Here is an 18315-nt window from a genome sequence, read left to right on the forward strand (position 1 = left end):
GTGCAATCCATTGTAAATACATATACAAGTGGACACTGTCTTGGTGTTGCTCAACAAAAGCCTGGGTCGCCGCACTTTCGTAGCGTCGATATTTTTCCGGGAAGACTGGCCAGCCCCAAATGCTGTCATCATCCGCGCGCAAATACTGATGCAATGCATCAAAGGTCGCTTGTTGCTTCAAGCTATCGCCGCCTTGCTCAACAAAGTCGAGAAAGGCACGGCCGCGGGCTGTGTCTTGGGTCAGGTGTCGCTGTTTAAACTCCTCGAAAAGCAAGGGTAAAACGGCCATCTTCAGTGCCGCTACTCCGCTGTAATCGACCCAATGCGTTTCGCGCACGGCCTGCAAACGACGCTGAAAGTCAGCACTGCCCACCAACTGCTGAGCCTTGGCACTTAATGCAAACTCCGACACGGCACTGACATCGATATAGAGTAAGTTCAACCAACGACGTGACGACGGGCTATAGGGGCTGGCTGCTTCTGGATTGGCAGGAAACAGCGCATGAATGGGGTTAAGTCCCACAAAATCTGCGCCACGCGATGCCAGATCACTGACCAACTGCTTGAGATCGCCAAAATCACCAATCCCCCAGTTATGCGGGGTACGCAGCGTATAAAGTTGAATACTCGGCCCCCACATTTTTTTGTGTTGGTCGAGTTCAGGCTGCATGTAGCAACGCGCGGGTGCCACAATTAACGTCATTTCATAGGGGGTTTTGCGGCGTTTTCTCATTACCGATAAACGGTGGTATCCCCAAGGCAAGGTGCAGGGCAAATTAAAGACTAGAGGCCCACCTTCACGACGTTCATCACGCACAATTTGGGATTGTAGATAGCCTTCAAAGCACTCACCTTGCTCGGTATCGATGCGCCAGCTAAAGTCACTCTCTCTGGCACTAGTGCCTAAGTGCAACGCAACCTCAAGGGGTTCATCGTCGCGAATGACTTGAACTGGCGACAAGACGCCTTCTTTGTGTTTTTTCTCTGCTGAGGCCAGTAGCGTTTCATCGTTACGGGTGTCATAGCCAAGTGACGTCAACAAATCGTATAAGGTGCTGTCAGGCACAGAGGCTTCAGTGCCCCAGGCACTGATGTAGCGGTCGGCTAAATTTGCCATTTGTGCGACTGTTTTAAGTGCAGGTTGTTTCATCGCATTCTCCGAGGGGTCCGCCCCCTTCTTTTATCGGCCATTGCAGTTATTGTTATTGTGGGTGGCACCCTATGCCGTGCCACCCATTTAGCATGTCAGCTTGGTATCAAAGGCTTAGCGTTTTACCGCTTTCAGTTGCCAAATGTTAGCCACATAGTCTCTAATTGAGCGGTCAGAGCTAAATTTGCCCACCAGCGCGGTGTTCAAAATTGCTTTATGTGCCCACAGCGTTGAGTCACGATAATCGCTATCAATTTGATTATGGGCACGCACATAGTCGGCAAAATCCGCCAAACACAAGTACGGGTCGCCACTGGCCATCACACTATCGAATACCGGACGGAGTAATCCTGGGTGTCCCGGCGTGAAGGTGTCATCCAACAGACTATCAAGCGACGCTTTTAGCAGCGGCTGCTGATGGTATTCGTGATCAGGGTGATAGCCTTTCTCACGCAATGCATTCACGCCTTCCACGTCGAGGCCGAAGATATAGATATTGTCATCACCCACTTCTTCGCGAATTTCCACGTTTGCGCCATCCATGGTGCCGATAGTCAATGCACCGTTAAGCGCCATCTTCATGTTGCCCGTGCCCGACGCTTCTTTGCCGGCCATCGAAATTTGTTCGGACACATCGGCGGCAGGAATAATGATTTCAGCCATGCTGACTCGGTAGTCAGGGATAAAGACCACTTTAAGCTTGTCACCAACCCGTGGATCGTTATTGATCGTCTCCGCCACCTTATTAATCGCAAAAATGATCGATTTGGCGAGCGCATAGCCCGGCGCGGCTTTAGCAGCAAAGAACACCACACGAGGCGTCATGTCGAAATTCGGCTCGTGGATCAGGCGGTGATACAGCGAAATCACATGCAACAAGTTCAGATGTTGACGCTTGTACTCATGAAGACGTTTGATTTGGACATCAAAGATAGCGTCAGTGCTTAGCGTGATATCTAGATGGGTTTTTACCCAATCGGCAAGACGCTGCTTATTGCGCTTTTTCACTGCCATAAAGGCTTTTTGGAACGCTTTGTCATCAGCATACTGGGCAATTTGCTCCAGTTGCTCGAGATGAGCTGGCCATTGATCACCAATTTTTTCACTGATCAGCGCGGAAAGATCCGGGTTACAGAACTTCAACCAACGACGTGGCGTGATCCCGTTGGTCACGTTTTGGATACGGCCCGGATAAAGCGCATCAAATTCAGGGAAGAGATCGCGTTTTACCAACTCAGAGTGCAACGCCGCCACGCCATTAACTGCGTACGAGCCAATCACACAGAGGTTGGCCATGCGCACCATGCGCTCGCCCTGATCGTCAATCACAGACAGCACTTGCTGTTTGCGGACATCGCCCGGCCATTTCGCAGCAACGTCTTGCAAGAAGCGGTGGTTGATTTCAAAAATGATTTCCATATGACGCGGCAGCAAGTGCGCCATTAACGACTCGCTCCATGTCTCCAGCGCTTCTGGAAGTAAGGTATGGTTGGTGTAAGCAAACGTCTGGCTGGAGATAGACCAAGCATCATCCCAGCTCAAGTGGTGCTCATCCAACAACACACGCATCAGCTCAGGAATGGCGATAGTCGGGTGAGTATCATTCAACTGAATGGTTTCATAATCTGGAAGGGCAGCCAGTGGGTGGCCAGCATCTAAATGGCGACGAAGAATATCCCCAACAGAGGCCGCACTGTGGAAGTATTGCTGCATCAAACGCAACGTTTTACCCGCATCATGATTATCGTTCGGGTAAAGCACTTTGGTCAGGTTGCCTGCATCAATTGCGGCTTGTTGCGCACGGGTATAGTCACCATCATTAAAGGCATCGAGCGCAAATGGCGTCAGTGCTCGACCTTCCCATAAGCGAAGTGGATAAACCGTATTGCTTTGATAGCCCACGATAGGCAGATCCCAAGGCATCGCTTGAATATGAAGGCTAGGAACCCATTCACGGCGCGTGTGGCCGTTTTCTTCAATCACCGCCACATGGCCATAAAAGCCAACCGTTTGGGCAAGGTCAGGACGAACCACTTCCCACGGGTAGCCTTCCGGCTCACGCCACGCATCCGGTGCTTCTTGTTGGGCGCCATCTTTAAATGATTGACGGAACAGGCCATACTCATAGTGCAAGCCATAGCCGACCGCTGGATACTGTTGGGCTGCCAGCGAGTCCATAAAACACGCGGCCAAGCGGCCCAAACCACCATTACCCAGCGAAGGATCGCGCTCTTGCTCAAGCAAATCGGTCAGGCCAAATCCAAACTCGCTGACCACAGCCGCAATTTCATCGTAAAGCCCCATGCTGATCAGGTTGTTGCCGGTTAAACGGCCAATCAAAAACTCCAAGGATAAGTAGTTCACACTCTTCGCTTGTTTGATGGCTAAATCGTTTTCTGTTGCAACCAAGTCACTGGTGGTGTGTTCGGCCAGCGCGCGGCCTAAGGCGAGATACCAATCGCGCATCTCTGCGGTTTCAGGGGTGCGACCAAGCTGCGTCAAATGCTGGGTCATACTGGCTTTAAAAGCGCTTTTATCAAATGCGTGTTGCTGTTTAGGCGTCATGTCATCGCTCTCGTAATGGAAGAAAATCTCGATGACAGTCATCCTGCCCAAGCCTGTCGATGCAAACATCCTCCCGAGACAGGAGGAGGAAAGGAGGAGTTGTCAGGGCGTAGAGAGCCACATCACAAGCTGTGAGTGAGCTTGCTCTCATCAATGGAGGAATTTCGTGATATTGAGGTGATAAAAATCACAATTTGAGGGAACACTGACCAAAATACGGCTGTGAAAAAAGAACAATCCCTTTTGTTAATTTTGTGCGCTAACGCAAATTGTGGGGTCATTCATCGTCTCTGGCGTGTAACAGCTTCCATATACTGTATCCGAACCAATAAAATTAGTGACTTTAATCACAATTGAAAGGCGTAGCTGCACCAAAATAGAGCAACTGCACAATTATCAGCGCTGGATCATAGTTTGTGACAGACCAGTTACATACACTTGCGTACAAGGATAAACGCGGCAAAGCCGCACTCGCTGTAAAGGACCTTCTCGCTATGTGGATCCCGTCAAAACTTACCCGTCCCGGCCGTCTCTACAATGCCATCTTGCGCCCGCGCGTATTGGATATCCTCCAACAAGCGCCGCATTACAAATTGGTATTGTTCCGCTCGCCGGCAGGTTACGGTAAAACCACCATGGCCGCGCAATGGCTCTCCGATCAAACCCATGTCGGCTGGTTCAGCATTGATGACAGCGACAACGACAGCTTCCGCTTTATCAACTACTTGTTGCAAGCATTAAATAAAGCGACCCATGATGGGTGCCCCAATACCGTTAAACTGGCAGAAAAGCGTCAATTTTCATCCCTGCGTGCGCTGCTCTCCGATGTTTTCGCTGAGCTGGCTGGGTTACAGTCCACCTGTTATCTGGTATTGGATGACTACCAATTGATCGACAATGAAGACATCCATGAAGCAATGCGCTTTTTTATTAAGCACATGCCCGATAGCCTGACTTTGGTGGTGACCTCGCGCGCGAATCCGCCGCTAGGGACAGCAAATTTGCGGGTTCGCGACCTAATGATCGAGATCGGCAATGAACTGCTTGCGTTCGATAATGAAGAGACCACTCGCTTTTTTAATCAACGTGTCGCCGATGGTGTCGACGAAACCACCGCGAGCACCCTCTGTGCCTACGTCGAAGGCTGGCCATCTGCCCTACAGTTAATTGCGATTCAGGCTCAGCATCAAAAACGGACTCTGATGCAAAGCGCTGCCTCATGCGCCAGTTTTAACCATGCCCACCTGTGGGATTATTTAGTCGAAGAAGTGTTTGATCTGCTGGACAGTGAAACCCGTCAGTTTTTAATGCAAGTTTCCGTACTGGAAATGTTTAATGACGAGCTGGTCTTTGCGCTTACCGAGCGCGAAGACGCGCTCGGCATGCTCGAATCGCTCAACCGCTACGGCTTATTCATCTATCCGTTGGAAGGAGACAATAACTGGTTCCGCTTCCACCATTTATTCGCAGAGTTTCTCGCCCATGAGCGTCAAGCACGGATCCCTCAACAGCAGCAACACTTAAACCAGCAGGCAGCACTGGCTTGGCTAAAGCTGAATACACCTCATCAAGCATTGCGCCACGCCCGCTACGCCGAAGACGATACCTTGATGGCCGATATCCTCAATCAGCACGGTTGGCGTATGTTTAATCGTGGTGAGCTCTCGACCCTCGAAGCGGCTATCGGCCAAATCAGCAATCAGTTGCTGTTCACTTACCCCAACTTAGGTCTGCTACGCGCGTGGTTAGCGCAGAGTCAACACAGATATCATGAAGTCGGCGAACTTCTCGCAGAAGCAGAGCAAGCCTACCAAGAACGTAATATCACGCTTGATATTGATTATCAGGGAAATGCCAACGCGTTACTGGCCCAAGTTGCCATCAATCGCAACGATCCTGACCAAGCAATGGCGCTGGCCGAGCTGGCACTTAGCCAACTCGATAGCGCGAACTATCGCGGTCGCATTGTCGCCACATCCGTTGTGGGGGAAGTAAATCATGTGGTTGGGCAACTTGATCGCGCCCTGTCAATGATGCAGCAAACCGAGAAGCTCGCGCGCCAGCATCAAGTGTATCACCAAGCGTTATGGGCGATTTTACAACAAAGCGAAATTTTGCTCGCGCAAGGCTACGTGCAAGCCGCATTCGAATTGTTGGATAGCGCTGATAAATTGATTGAAGATCAGCAGCTTCATCAAGTTCCCTTACATGAATTTGCGCTGCGCTTGCGGGCACAAATTCTGTGGTGCTGGCACCGATTGGATGAAGCCGAAGTGTGTGCACATAAAGGACTTCGCGTGCTGGAAACGCAGCCGCCGAGCAAACACTTGCACAGTTATTCCATGCTGGCTCGCGTCGCGATTAGCCGTGGTGAGCTCGATAAAGCGTCAAAGTACATCGACCATATTGAACATCTTCTTCGTGAATCGGTTTACCACGTGGACTGGACTGCCAATGCCTCGCTGTCACTGCTCTTATACTGGCAAGCCAAACATGAGCTCACCAATATCGATGAATGGCTCCATCAAGCCGTGCGTCCCGACACTGCCTGCAACCATTTTTGCCAACTGCAATGGCGAAATATTGCCCGTGCGTACTTACAACTGGGACATCATGACAAAGCCCGCGAGGCGTTGGCCTTCTTACGTAAAGAAGCCGATCGCGCATGCCTAGTCACGGATAAAAACCGCAACCTGATTGTGGAAGCCGTACTCGCCAGCCGCGAGCAGGAAGAAGAATATGCGAAAACCTTACTGCAAGAGGCGCTCACGCTAACCAACCAGACCGGCATGGTGGGTAACTTCTTAATCGAAGGCGAGGCTATTGCGCCCTTACTGCACCAATTGCTTCAACAGCAAGCACTCGGTGCATTAGAGCGTCATCGCGCTCAGCAACTGCTGAAAGAAATTGCCAGTCATCAGCGCAGCCGCGCAGTTCACTTTGATGAGGATTTCGTCGAAAAATTAGTGAAACACCCCAACGTCCCCGAGTTGGTACGCACCAGCTCGCTCACGCAACGCGAGTGGCAAGTCCTTGGGCTCATTTATTCGGGCTTGAGCAATGAACAAATTGCTCAAGAGCTCGATGTCGCTGGCACCACCATCAAAACCCATATCCGTAACCTTTACCAAAAGCTGAATATTGCAAACCGCAAAGAAGCGATTGTCACCGCAGAAAATCTACTGCAACTGATGGGAAGTTAACGGGTGAAGCCTACGCCTTTGGCTGTTTGCTAAGGGCGTAGACGCTGATTATTCTCCGCCTACCTTTCGTGATACGTTATTGAATTATTGAAATATTTTCTTATTCATCAGTTGATTTATAACGCGATCACAGTTGGTACAGTTCACCTTTCAGTAAGCTTGGCCTCCCTACAAAACGTAAAGGTCAAGCTGATGAATCATCCGTTAAACAAACATCCTCTTGCACTGCCTTTTACGATTGCCTCGGCGATTGTATTAACAGGCTGTCCGTTAAATGACGATAATCCTAAGGTCGATACAAACCCAACCGCCAGTGTTCGTGATGCGGGCACTAGCGATGCTAGTGTGCTATTTGCTGACGCCGATACCCTGCTCACTCATCAAACCAACGCCACCTCACTCACCTTGTATTACTCCGCGGATGGCACGATGCGCTATAACCCGGACACACAACAGGTGGAAAACGCCACCGCGAGTGTCGAATCTACCCTTGCGACTAGCGATCATTGGCAGACATCGTTTCCCCATTTGCAAGGTAACGTCAAAGGGTTCGATTTTGACTTTGTTGACGCTGATATTGCGCTGAAGCAATGGCTTAAAGGGCAGCTTCTCGCTATCGCCAAAGACGGTGATACCGTATTAACCGCAACCGATGTGCAACCGGCCCGCGCGCTTGATGCCTTGTACGCAGAACACGCCGAAAAACTTAACTTTGGTGCCATCCCTGACGCTGGACACACTGAATTTCGTCTTTGGGCCCCTACCGCACAGCAAGTTTCGCTGGTGCCCTATCAATCGGCGACCGAACAAAACGCGCCCAAACAGCGCCTAACGCCCATTAAAATGGACTTCGACGCCGAGTCAGGAAGCTGGCATGTTGCCACCACGGCGCTGAATCATGGCGACTATTACCGTTATCAACTGTCGGTCTATCACCCAGCCACACACCGTGTCGAACGTCTCGAAGTTACGGACCCTTACTCACATAGCTTGTCGACCAACTCCAGCTATTCACAGGTGGTCGATCTGAATGCACCCGCGCTTAAACCCAGTGGCTGGGATACGCTGAGTGCGCCTCACTCGCAGCAAAATCCCGCCAACAGCGTGATTTATGAGGCGCACGTGCGTGATTTTTCCGCGCTCGATCAATCCACTCCCCAAAATCTGCGCGGTAAGTACCTTGCTTTTACCCAAAACACCACTGAGCCGGTCAAACACTTAACCGCGCTCGCGCAATCTGGGGTTACTCACTTGCACCTGCTCCCCGTGTTTGATATTGCCTCCATCAACGAAGACGCCGCGCAGCGTATCGATGTCACCGACCACTTCTCCACGCTATGTGACAAAGTCCCCTCACTGAAAGAGACCCCAAGGCTGGCCAGTGAGTGCGACAACAATCAAACCATCCAAGCGGCCTTAACGGATTTAGCCACCCAAGACAGCGCTGACACCCCCTATGTGCAAACGGTAATGGCGGCGATGCGTCAGTACGACAGCTTTAACTGGGGTTACGATCCTTTCCATTACACTGTGCCTGAAGGCAGTTATGCCACCGAACCTGAAGGCACCGCGCGAATCCTCGAGTTTCGTAAAATGATCATGGCCATCAAACAAGATATCGGCATGAATGTAGTGATGGACGTGGTCTACAACCACACCCACCAAGCAGGCTTAGGGCCCTATTCTGTGCTGGATAAAGTCGTGCCTTGGTATTATCAGCGCCTTAACCCCGTCACTGGGGACGTTGAGCAATCCACTTGCTGCTCAAACACCGCGCCTGAGCATCGCATGTTTGCCAAGCTGATCGATGACTCGATTGCCACTTGGGTGAAAGACTACAAAATCGATGCCTTCCGTTGGGATTTGATGGGGCATCATCCGCTAGCCCAGATCGAGCACACACTTGCCGTTGCCCGCGCCATCAACCCAGATGTGTATTTCTATGGTGAAGGTTGGAACTTCGGTGAAGTCGCCAACGATCGCCAGTTTGTCCAAGCCACCCAAGCAAACCTTGCAGGCAGCGGTATTGGCTCATTCTCTGACCGACTTCGAGATGCGGTTCGCGGCGGCGGTCCGTTCGATGGCGGCGAGTACCTGCGCAAAAACCAAGGCTTTGGTAATGGTCAATGGGTCGCCCCCAATGATTTGCAACAGCAAAACAGCGAGGAAAGAGCCGGTGCCCTGCATAATGCCGACCTAGTTCGTTTGGGTATGGCGGGTAACTTAAAAGATTTTCAGTTACAAATTGCCAATGGTGATGTCGTGCGCGGTGACGAGGTCGATTACAACGGTCAACCGGCTGGCTACGCGCAAGATGCTTGGGAGGTTCAAAACTATGTCTCCAAGCACGACAACCAAACCTTGTGGGATAACAATCAATACAAATTCCCTTACGCCATGCCGCTCGCGACACGCGTCCGCGCCCAAGCCGTGTCACTCTCCACTGCACTGCTGGGACAAGGGGTGCCTTTTGTTCACATGGGCAGCGAACTGCTTCGTTCAAAATCCATGCAGCGTGACTCGTATGACTCGGGCGATTGGTATAACCGCGTCGATTTTACCCAACAAACTACGCAGTGGGACCAAGGGCTGCCGCGTGAAGATAAAGACGGCTACAACTGGCCGATGATTGAAACCGTGATTGCCAACCACAACAGCGAGGCCAAACCAACACCACAGGCAATCAGCAACATGGACAGCTACTTTAATGAGCTGGTGGCGCTGCGTGCGTCGTCAGGGCTGTTCCACTTAGGCCAAGGCAGCGTGATTAATCAACGTGTCAGTTTTCACAACACCGGCGCCTCACAAATCCCAGGGCTAATTGTGATGCTTCTTGATAACAGTGGCAGTCTGCACGACAGCTCGATTGATGCAACGCGTGACGGGATTATCGTCGCGATCAATGCCTCGGGCACGGCGGTCAATGACTTTGCCAACATCGACGCCACCGGCTATCAGCTTCACAGCTTACAAACCAATGCGGGCAACAGCTCGATCGCTTATAACCAACAGGCGGCTCACGTAACCAACGGCAAACTCACTGTACCCGCGTGGTCCGTCGCCGTATTCGAGAAACCTCATCAACCTTAACCATCATTTGGGGGAGTGCTGCTCCCCCTTTTATAATTCCCCCTACCCCACAGGGTGAATGTCGGTATAATGCGCGTCTCAGCTTTTATCGATGAATAGCATTATGATCAAGAACCTGGTCTCAACTTACCTCAAAGGCATGGCGATGGGCGCTGCGGATGTGGTTCCTGGTGTCTCTGGCGGTACGATCGCATTTATTACCGGTATCTACACGCAGTTGCTTGAGAGTATTCGGCGTATCACGCCGCGCCTTTTTACACTATGGCGCAAGGAAGGTTTCAAGGCGGTCTGGCAACATGTTAACGGTACCTTTCTTTGTGTACTCTTGGCCGGCATTCTGACCAGCATTGCCAGTTTGGCAAAAGGGATCAGTTGGATGCTCACTCATCATCCCATTCCGCTTTGGTCGTTTTTCTTTGGCCTTATCATTGCCTCGGCCTTTCACATGGCCAAGCAATTACCAACGCCTAAGTTCACCGTTAAAACCCTTATCGCCGGTGCGCTAGGGATTGGGTTTGCTTATTGGATTACCGTCGCCAGCCCACTTCATTTGACCGCAAGCCCGGCGACGGTGTTTCTCTCCGGCGCGATTGCCATATGCGCTATGATCCTGCCCGGTATCTCCGGCAGCTTTATTTTGCTTTTACTTGGCATGTACAGCCCTATTTTGAGTGCGGTTCATCAAGCGCAATTTGGCTTATTGGGATTATTCGCTGTTGGCGCGGTAACCGGCTTACTGACGTTTTCGCACCTATTGTCATGGCTGCTACGCCGCTATTATGCGCTGACCCTCGCGTTTCTGACCGGCCTGATGCTAGGCACCTTGGGTAAGATTTGGCCTTGGAAACATACCCTCACGTGGCGCACGAATTCATCCGGTGAACAAGTGCCTCTGGTGCAAGATAACCTCTTGCCCGGCGCCTACGAGGCCGTGGTGGGACATCCGGCACAAGTTGGCCTTGCGGTGATTGCCATGATAGCGGGCTTTGTGTTGGTATTGCTGTTGGAGCGCTTTGCCCCCAGTCAGGACTAAATCATGGACTCTTCTCTCACCGACTCACGTAGCGGTCATCGCCTGCTGACGATTGCAGGCATCGTCGCAGTATTTGCGCTCGCATTCAGCGCACCAACATGGCTAAACACCCTTGCCGATTGGATTGAGGGAGGCTCCACGGCCTCTCTTAACTATTGCTCATTAAACCAACAAACCTGCCATTATCAAGGCTATCAAGCCAGTTTATCGGACCCGACCGTCCACCCCATGCACGCTAACACGCTGACCTTCACAACATCACAACCTCTCAATAGCAAAACCCTGTTAGTTAAGCTAAAAGGTGTTGAGATGAACATGGGAGAATATCGCTTAGTGCTGAATCAAGTCGACGAAACGCACTATCGCGGCGATTTGATGCTTCCGGTATGTACTGAGCAGACCATGACGTGGGCAGGAACCATTACGGTGCCAGATCAGGGTCAAACACAATTTCCGATCAAAGTGACCATGGAGCGACCATGAGCAAGAAAGCATGGCTAGTGGCATTATTTGCGGTTTGTTTAGGGTTAGGCGCACGCGCATACTATGACAGTTATCAAGTGAAGCAACAGCAAGCACAGGCTGGCGCCTTACAATCAGATGGGCAACCCTTCAACCTTTTCAATGAAGCCGATCCTCGGCCCCGCATTGTTTATTTTGGCTATACACACTGCCCAGATGTGTGCCCTACCTCGCTGGCGGTGTTATCAGCGGCACTCAAGTCACTGCCGCAATCGACACAAGATGCGGTGTCACCTGTCTTTATTACGCTGGATCCAAAACGGGATACCAGTGAAAAAGCGGCCGAATATGCCCATTTCTTTCATCCGGCCATCACAGGTGTGAGTGGCAGTAACGAACAAATTGATCAACTGGCGAAGCGATACGGCGTTTTGTATCAAATTACCGAGCTTGAAGACTCCGCCATGGATTATGCCGTTGACCATAGCTCATACTTTTATTTTCTTTCTCCCAACGGTGAGCTTTTAGCAAAGGTGCCCCACACCTTGAACCCTCAAATGATCACCGCCGCTATTTCTCGAGTGACTGACACCAATAAGGAACCATAATGTCGTTTTTTCGCCTTTTTATCTCAGCCATTGCACTTTTCACTGCATCTTTCAGCCATGCTCATGGTGAATTTTTTATCCATGATGCCTACGCGCGCGCCAGTGCACCGGGCGCTCCTAACAGTGCCGCCTTTATGGTGTTAGACAATCAAAGTGATGTGCTTAAACGTGTTGTTAGTGCCCAAACTCCTGCGGCAAAACGCGTGGAGCTACACGAACACGCCATGGCAGATGGCATGATGAAAATGCGTCAAATCCCACAAATTCTGGTGCCCAGCGGCGAACAAGTTGTCCTTCAGCCGGGCGGCCTGCATGTTATGTTGTTCGACTTGGTGAAGCCTCTGAAAGTGGGCGAACAGATTTCCCTCACCCTAACCACTGCTGATGGCCATTCACTGACCAAGCAAATTCCAGTGAAATCTGTCATGGGAGGCATGCAGCACCACAACGATGAAGGAAATCATCACCACCAATAGCGTTTAACACGTCTTAATGGACGAGTCACACAGCGCGTTAAATGTTAAGTGTGTCAAGGTATGGCCGCCAAGTTGAGGATTCAGCAGCAAAATCTCCTATCACCGTCTATGGTAAAAGTTAGTCGCGCTTGCGCGTGACCCTTTTGACGTGATTGCTATCTCCAACAACAATAGCGAGGTTCTCTATGAAAATCCGTCCAATGGCGCTAGCAGCAATAGCTTCAACTGTATTGCTCGTCGGCTGTACCAGCAACACGGCACTACAACAAAGTGTTGATGATTTATCCGCGAAAGTCGATGCGCTGTCTAACGACGTTTCCATGATGAAAAATGACTCTCAAATGGCGCACGACGAAGCAAAACGCGCTAACGAACGCATTGATAACATGGCACAGTCTTATACCAAATAAGGCAATTCTGAAAAGATAAAAACGGCGCCTTCGCGCCGTTTTTTGTTTATCTGTAGCTATCTTATCCCGATATTAAGGCGTATCCGCTCTCACCAAATCCGACCCTTTTATCTGACCTTGATCATTTAGCGTGTGCCACGTCTTTAACTGCAACGGGCTCAGCTCCGCCACTTCAATCGGCACCCCTTGTTGCACGGCCAGTGCGGCACGATAGCGGCGCGTGGAAATACCCATTCGCTCAAGCTTGGCAATGATCGCCGGATCGGGGGGTAGGAGAATACGTTGCTGCGTTTCTTGCTCCGTGCGCGACAATGGCCGATGGGCTTCCACCATAATTCGTCCATCTGGTTCAATACTGACCTTGGTTGCCGTATCAATGATCCGCACGGGCGTGTTGACATCCACCGCCTCAAAAAGCCAAGCCACATCATCTGGCCGTAACCGGATGCAACCGGCACTCACGCGTAAACCAATACCAAATGACTTATTCGTACCATGAATTAAATACTCACCATTCCCATAACCAAGCCGCAGTGCATGGCGCCCTAACGGATTATCGGGACCAGCAGGGACCACGTCTGGCAACACAATATTGCGTGTCCGCTTATATTCTTCTCGAATACTTTGCGGCGGCGTCCACGTCGGATTTTGACGCTTCTGGCTGACGTAGGTTTGCATCACGGGCGTTTCACGGCCAATTCGGCCGATGCCAATCGGAAAAATATGAACCCGCCGCTCTTGCTCCGTCGCGTCATTCTCTCCTTGCGGCTTGGGCGGATAATAATAGAGCCTAAGCTCCGCTAAGTTGATCACAATCCCTTCGTAGGGCGTGTCAGGCAACAGATGCTGCTGGGGGAGCTTGATCAGCGTACCGGGCTCAGGCAAATACGGATCTACGCCGGGGTTTAGCGTCAATAATGCTAAAAAGCCGATATCATACTGTTTTGCAATGGCCTCAAGATGCTCGCCTTCTTGCACCTCATGCATAGCGGCATAGCCGACGAGCCGACTGCCATCCAACGGTAACGGATAGCTCACCGCCCATGCTGGGGAAACGCTCAGCCCCCACCCGATGGCAAGCACCCAAAGCGCATGATAAAACCGCTTAAAAATACATCCTTGCGCCGGCTGCGCCTTCAAATTCAATATCGCCTTTCTCCTCCCAGTACCATGTGGTACCGGCTTCCGCAAACAACTCTACATCACCGGTGCCTACAGGAAGTGTCACCCCTAGCCCAGCTCTCGGTCCCCATTGATGGGTAGAATCGTCCACCCACTGACCACCAGCATAGATATACATAGGCTCATATTCCATCCGGCCTAGCCATTCCCCTAAATTCCACGTCCCATCGATCGCAATACCAAACTTATCGATCCCAGCTTGAATTTTAAATTGGTCTTGCTTGATGGTCACGCCGGACATCGGCGACCCCAGAAAAACACCGGCCGCCAATCCATCAGCTGCCCGAGCGGGAAAAGAAATCGAAGCGGCAAGTAAACATGCCGAACCACATAGCCAAGCTACTGTTTTCATTATCATCCATCGAGTTCATGTCACAGGGATATCAAGCACTGCAATTACCGTTCCAACTTATAAACCTCAATGTGCCCGAAACCGATCATACTTCGACCAACATTGGTGTACGCATCATGGCTTTTGCCTTTCATCGGGTAAACACAGAGGCAAATCTCTGCCGCCACTATCAAGCCGATGCCTGCATTGCCGATATCTCTTTTAGTGGCAGAACTAGACATACTTCGCCCAATCACACCGACTTGTGATGAGAAAGTGCGCACAGAGTGGCGTTTCTCTCTGATTTATTGGGCGATTTTGGTGATATAATGCATACTTTATGACGTGCGATAAATCAGTCGTGTTTTGGTAGGAGTGGCTCGTTTTTGTTAGATGATCTCGTCTCGCTCGCGCTTCGACAATTTCAACAAGATTGCGTCAAGCTTTGCGAACATCATTACCCCACAGTGCATAACCGCGGGATGCGTGACCCACACATGGGTAAAGCACTGGCACGTCGTTTAATGCGCGTGTTGGAAGCGCACGACCGCCCCGCTCAGTTTCACTTGCTTGACGACAGTCGCCCCCACAGCCAAACCGTTTATCAACTGCAACTGGATGGCGCCGCGGTTTACATTCTTGCCCACCGTCTGCTCAGTGGTAATTTGGCTTGCCGTGATGCACTGGTGCGCGATGTCGCATGGTTGCTCAACCACGGTATTACCAATCCGGCAGAGCCCGGGCGAGTGATCATTGTCAGCGACCACTGGATGGATAGAACCAATGCCAGCAAAGCGATTCCTTCTTGGTGGCTAGGCCATCAACCGATTCATGCCGACTCTTACCGCGCGCAAGGGATTAAACTGACCAGTGCGACCACCAGCCTCGCCGAGACCATCGAACCATTGGGGCTGACCGACGGACGCTATCGCATTTTCCACCCTTTGTTTCGTAAAAAAGATGGCCTGCCGTTGCATAAGTACCTACTACTCACCGCCACCTTTCCGCTCGGTGTCGAAGAATAACTCTTACTCGCTTGGCTTATACCACACCGATTGGAAATCGAACCAACCGACTGCGTTCGATGCCACATCTTGCAAGTCCGGCGTGGCAACCACACCCGTCCAGATATGAAATAACGGCACCACCTGCTGGGCAACCAGCTCACGCGCCAAGGCTTCAGCGCAATCTGGCTTAGCCTGCTCACGCCAACGGGTGGTGTAATGGGTAACTTTATTTAGCAACTCGTCGGTGAACGCATGCAAGAAAAGATCGTGATTGCCCAACCAATTAAATAATCCTTCTTCCCCGCGGATCCCAAAACTGATCGCCCCTAACCAGATGTCGATTTTTCGGCTGTATTTCCCGCCAAAATACGCATCTGGCGACAGCGCCATGGTTTCCACTTGAATGCCTTCTTCAGCTAAATGCGCTTCGATGGCGGTTGCGATCAGCGGATAAAGAGGATGGTCCGCCAAATAGGCCACACTCAATCGCGTCGGGCCCGGTAGCTCTGGCATCGATACTGGCTGGGTGTGATGGATCCAACCGGGCATCAAACCATAAGCATTAAACAAGCGGTATTCACCCATCCCGTTCGCAGCTAAACGCGGCAGCAATTGCAAGGAAGACAACTTGGCATGCAAGTAAGCACGCCAGCGCGCACTTTTCGCCAACCCATCACGACAATTGAGCATCAAATACCCTGCCCCTTGGTCCATTTCAAGCTTTTGGCTTAACGCAGCTGGCGGCTTAACCGCATAGTCCGGCATACGATCCGTACTCGGAGTGAGATAACACATCGCCGCTTCATCAAATACCATCAACTGGATTTCATCCGTTAACGCGCGATAACCAAAGTAATCATCAAAGGCTTGGAGTACCAAGCGATGATCCTGACGCTCAGCCACACGATAGGGGCCTGTGCCAATTGGCTGATCTGCAAATCCTTTTTGCTGATCGCAATCGGCGGGTAAAATAACTGCTTCAGGCAAGGTTAACGCATGATCAAAACGCGGGTCGGGTGACGAAAGCGTTATATCAATGATCCGTGCGGCAGGTGATGTCACTTTAGCGATGTGGGCAAAAAACCGCCGAGACGATAGCGCGGACAAACTCGCCACCACATCATCTTCACGCATCATACGCCCATCATGAAACCGCACGCCGGGGCGCAGATAAAAGCGCCAATGGGTATGGCTAAGCGCTTCCCAATGGTGAGCTAAATCCGCACAGACTTGCTTATTACCCTCTTGGTATTTCACCAGCCCGTTAAAGATTTGCCCCACCAAGTGCTCTTCAGAACGGCGCAGAGGGGTACGTGGATCTAGGCTTTCAAGCTGACGATAATACGGCAAGCGCACAATTTGGCGACCATTTAAGGTGCTCGGCCCCAATTGCTTTTGGATCAACGCCGCAAGCTTGGTCGAATCATTATCTAAACAGGCGAGCGCTTGGTCCATTTTGCCCTGTGCTAACCAATGGGCCGCTTGCTCGTCACGTAGGGCCGACTCGGTGCGCAAAAAAGTCAGCCGTGACAATTTGCCTCGCCCAACGGATGGCGCCCACGTCAGCCAATGCTGCTCCTCCAATTTATTCAGGACCATCCGTGCATTACGCCGCGTACACACCAAAATATCGGCAATCGCCTGTAACGTAGTATCCGAATCTTCCCCGTTAAAGTGATGATAAAGACGGGTAAATTGTGCGCGTAGCCGCTGTCCAGACATAAAAGGGGAACCTAAAGGCAGTATCAGTCGTTATTGATACTTCCTATTTTACGCGACAACGGACAGTCCGTCTGCCCAGTTTGAACGCAATCAGATCGAGGCTGTGATCTCTGGCAGGCTTTATTTTTGCGTGCTGTAGCGCAGCGATTGTTATTTCTGCTCACTCCGCTATGATGCCTGTTGATTGTTGTTATCGCATGTGGTGTTTATGGACGCGTCTGAAATTATTTCCCATTTTGAAGTCAAGCAACGTTGGATGGCCTGCCATGTTAAACAAGCCCAATATCCAACCGCTGAGAGCTTGGCTGGTTTCGAGCGCTACCATGCCGAAGAGACGTTACCCACTCCTGCGACTCGGCCATCTGCCCCAGCCCACGCACCCTTGACACTTTATTGGGTCGATAACCATCCATTGATGCTGCAATACGCCAAGCTACAAGCAGCACAATGGCCGGACGATACCCGCCCCGACATGCTTGCTTACTTCGCGCAGCTTGCCCTGCATGATGGCGTAGAAATTGCCGAAGCCACGGTCTCTTTGTGCATTGGCACCAAACACGGCGAAACCTGCGCCGCCGCCATGCGAGTAGACACCCAAGAAAACGGCCAACCAATCAGCGGTATTTATGATCTGATTGCACCCAGCGACGACGCCCGCTCACAACTTCTACGCGCAATGATGGAGGCGACTGACGACAACCGCCAATGGGTGATTGCCGACTAACCCTGACGCTTAAGCGACTTGAAGGCGCTCGCTATTGAACGAACATTTTACAGGAAAGAGAGTGTTGTGTTTGGGAGAAGGAATCGGGATTTTTTGTGAGCACTTCTGAGTTAAGAAGTGCCATCTGTGAAGGTTCTGGACAGAAATGCGTTAGTGCAAATGAACTAACGCATTTATTTAGGGTAAGAAAAATTATCTTGAAGGCTTAATGCTAGTATCTATTTAATGGATAAGAATCAGGAATTTCCTCTTAGTGTTTCTTTCAACGGAACATCCATTGGCATCATTAAAGATCCGTCATCAGGCTTTTGCAGTTGATCTAGATGGATTGCAAATGATAGATACATAATAG

14 protein-coding genes are annotated in these 18315 nt (G+C 51.0%); 9 read left to right on the top strand and 5 right to left on the bottom strand.

Annotated features, from left to right (window positions below; translation table 11 throughout):
- A partial coding sequence (gene malQ, locus BZG83_RS12580) for a 4-alpha-glucanotransferase (protein WP_077481012.1) occupies positions 1-1150 on the bottom strand: 1150 nt, incomplete at its 3' end.
- Between the two features lie 114 nt (positions 1151-1264).
- Positions 1265-3715, bottom strand: a complete 2451-nt coding sequence (locus tag BZG83_RS12585) for a glycogen/starch/alpha-glucan phosphorylase (RefSeq protein ID WP_077481036.1) — start codon at positions 3713-3715, stop codon at positions 1265-1267.
- Positions 3716-4209: 494 nt separating this feature from the next.
- Here BZG83_RS12585 and malT point away from each other — a divergent pair, with 494 nt between their 5' ends.
- The 7 genes from malT to BZG83_RS12620 all read left to right on the top strand — a co-directional run bounded on the left by malT (position 4210) and on the right by BZG83_RS12620 (position 12997).
- The gene (gene malT, locus BZG83_RS12590) at positions 4210-6918 is read left to right on the top strand and encodes an HTH-type transcriptional regulator MalT (RefSeq protein ID WP_077481014.1); all 2709 of its coding nucleotides are present in this window, start codon (positions 4210-4212) and stop codon (positions 6916-6918) included.
- Positions 6919-7110: 192 nt separating this feature from the next.
- Positions 7111-10008 carry a pullulanase-type alpha-1,6-glucosidase gene (pulA, locus tag BZG83_RS12595; protein ID WP_077481016.1) on the top strand — a complete coding sequence of 966 codons (2898 nt, stop codon included), beginning with the start codon at positions 7111-7113 and terminating at the stop codon, positions 10006-10008.
- A 103-nt stretch (positions 10009-10111) separates the two neighbouring features.
- Entirely contained in the window at positions 10112-11041 is a 930-nt protein-coding gene (locus BZG83_RS12600) for a DUF368 domain-containing protein (RefSeq protein ID WP_077481018.1), read from the top strand.
- 3 nt (positions 11042-11044) lie between these two features.
- Complete coding sequence (locus BZG83_RS12605) at positions 11045-11524, top strand: hypothetical protein (protein ID WP_077481020.1); 480 nt, start codon at positions 11045-11047, stop codon at positions 11522-11524.
- Complete coding sequence (locus tag BZG83_RS12610) at positions 11521-12111, top strand: SCO family protein (RefSeq protein WP_077481022.1); 591 nt, start codon at positions 11521-11523, stop codon at positions 12109-12111. The genes BZG83_RS12605 and BZG83_RS12610 overlap by 4 nt, the downstream gene beginning before the upstream one ends.
- Positions 12111-12587, top strand: coding sequence for a copper chaperone PCu(A)C (locus tag BZG83_RS12615; RefSeq protein ID WP_077481024.1), 477 nt, complete (start codon positions 12111-12113; stop codon positions 12585-12587). Before BZG83_RS12610 ends, BZG83_RS12615 begins: the two co-directional genes overlap by 1 nt.
- A 185-nt stretch (positions 12588-12772) precedes the next feature.
- Positions 12773-12997 (top strand): LPP leucine zipper domain-containing protein, encoded by a 225-nt coding sequence (locus BZG83_RS12620; protein WP_077481026.1) that lies wholly within the window; start codon positions 12773-12775, stop codon positions 12995-12997.
- Positions 12998-13069: 72 nt separating this feature from the next.
- Here BZG83_RS12620 and BZG83_RS12625 read toward each other — a convergent pair whose 3' ends face one another.
- Together BZG83_RS12625 and BZG83_RS12630 are read right to left on the bottom strand one after the other, a co-directional pair.
- On the bottom strand, positions 13070-14080 hold the full coding sequence (locus BZG83_RS12625; protein ID WP_443216374.1) for a L,D-transpeptidase family protein: 1011 nt from the start codon (positions 14078-14080) through the stop codon (positions 13070-13072).
- A 22-nt stretch (positions 14081-14102) separates the two neighbouring features.
- Positions 14103-14531 carry a hypothetical protein gene (locus BZG83_RS12630; RefSeq protein ID WP_077481028.1) on the bottom strand — a complete coding sequence of 143 codons (429 nt, stop codon included), beginning with the start codon at positions 14529-14531 and terminating at the stop codon, positions 14103-14105.
- A 365-nt stretch (positions 14532-14896) separates the two neighbouring features.
- On the opposite strand from BZG83_RS12630, the gene BZG83_RS12635 reads away from it, so the two are divergent.
- Positions 14897-15535, top strand: a complete 639-nt coding sequence (locus BZG83_RS12635) for a hypothetical protein (protein WP_077481030.1) — start codon at positions 14897-14899, stop codon at positions 15533-15535.
- Between the two features lie 3 nt (positions 15536-15538).
- Here BZG83_RS12635 and BZG83_RS12640 read toward each other — a convergent pair whose 3' ends face one another.
- Positions 15539-17239, bottom strand: coding sequence for an SgrR family transcriptional regulator (locus tag BZG83_RS12640; RefSeq protein ID WP_077481032.1), 1701 nt, complete (start codon positions 17237-17239; stop codon positions 15539-15541).
- Between the two features lie 208 nt (positions 17240-17447).
- Here BZG83_RS12640 and BZG83_RS12645 point away from each other — a divergent pair, with 208 nt between their 5' ends.
- On the top strand, positions 17448-17963 hold the full coding sequence (locus BZG83_RS12645) for a hypothetical protein (RefSeq protein WP_077481034.1): 516 nt from the start codon (positions 17448-17450) through the stop codon (positions 17961-17963).
- Positions 17964-18315: the final 352 nt, after the last annotated feature.

Source organism: Salinivibrio sp. PR919 (assembly GCF_001995355.1).
In the GTDB taxonomy this organism is placed as follows: Bacteria; Pseudomonadota; Gammaproteobacteria; order Enterobacterales; family Vibrionaceae; genus Salinivibrio; species Salinivibrio proteolyticus.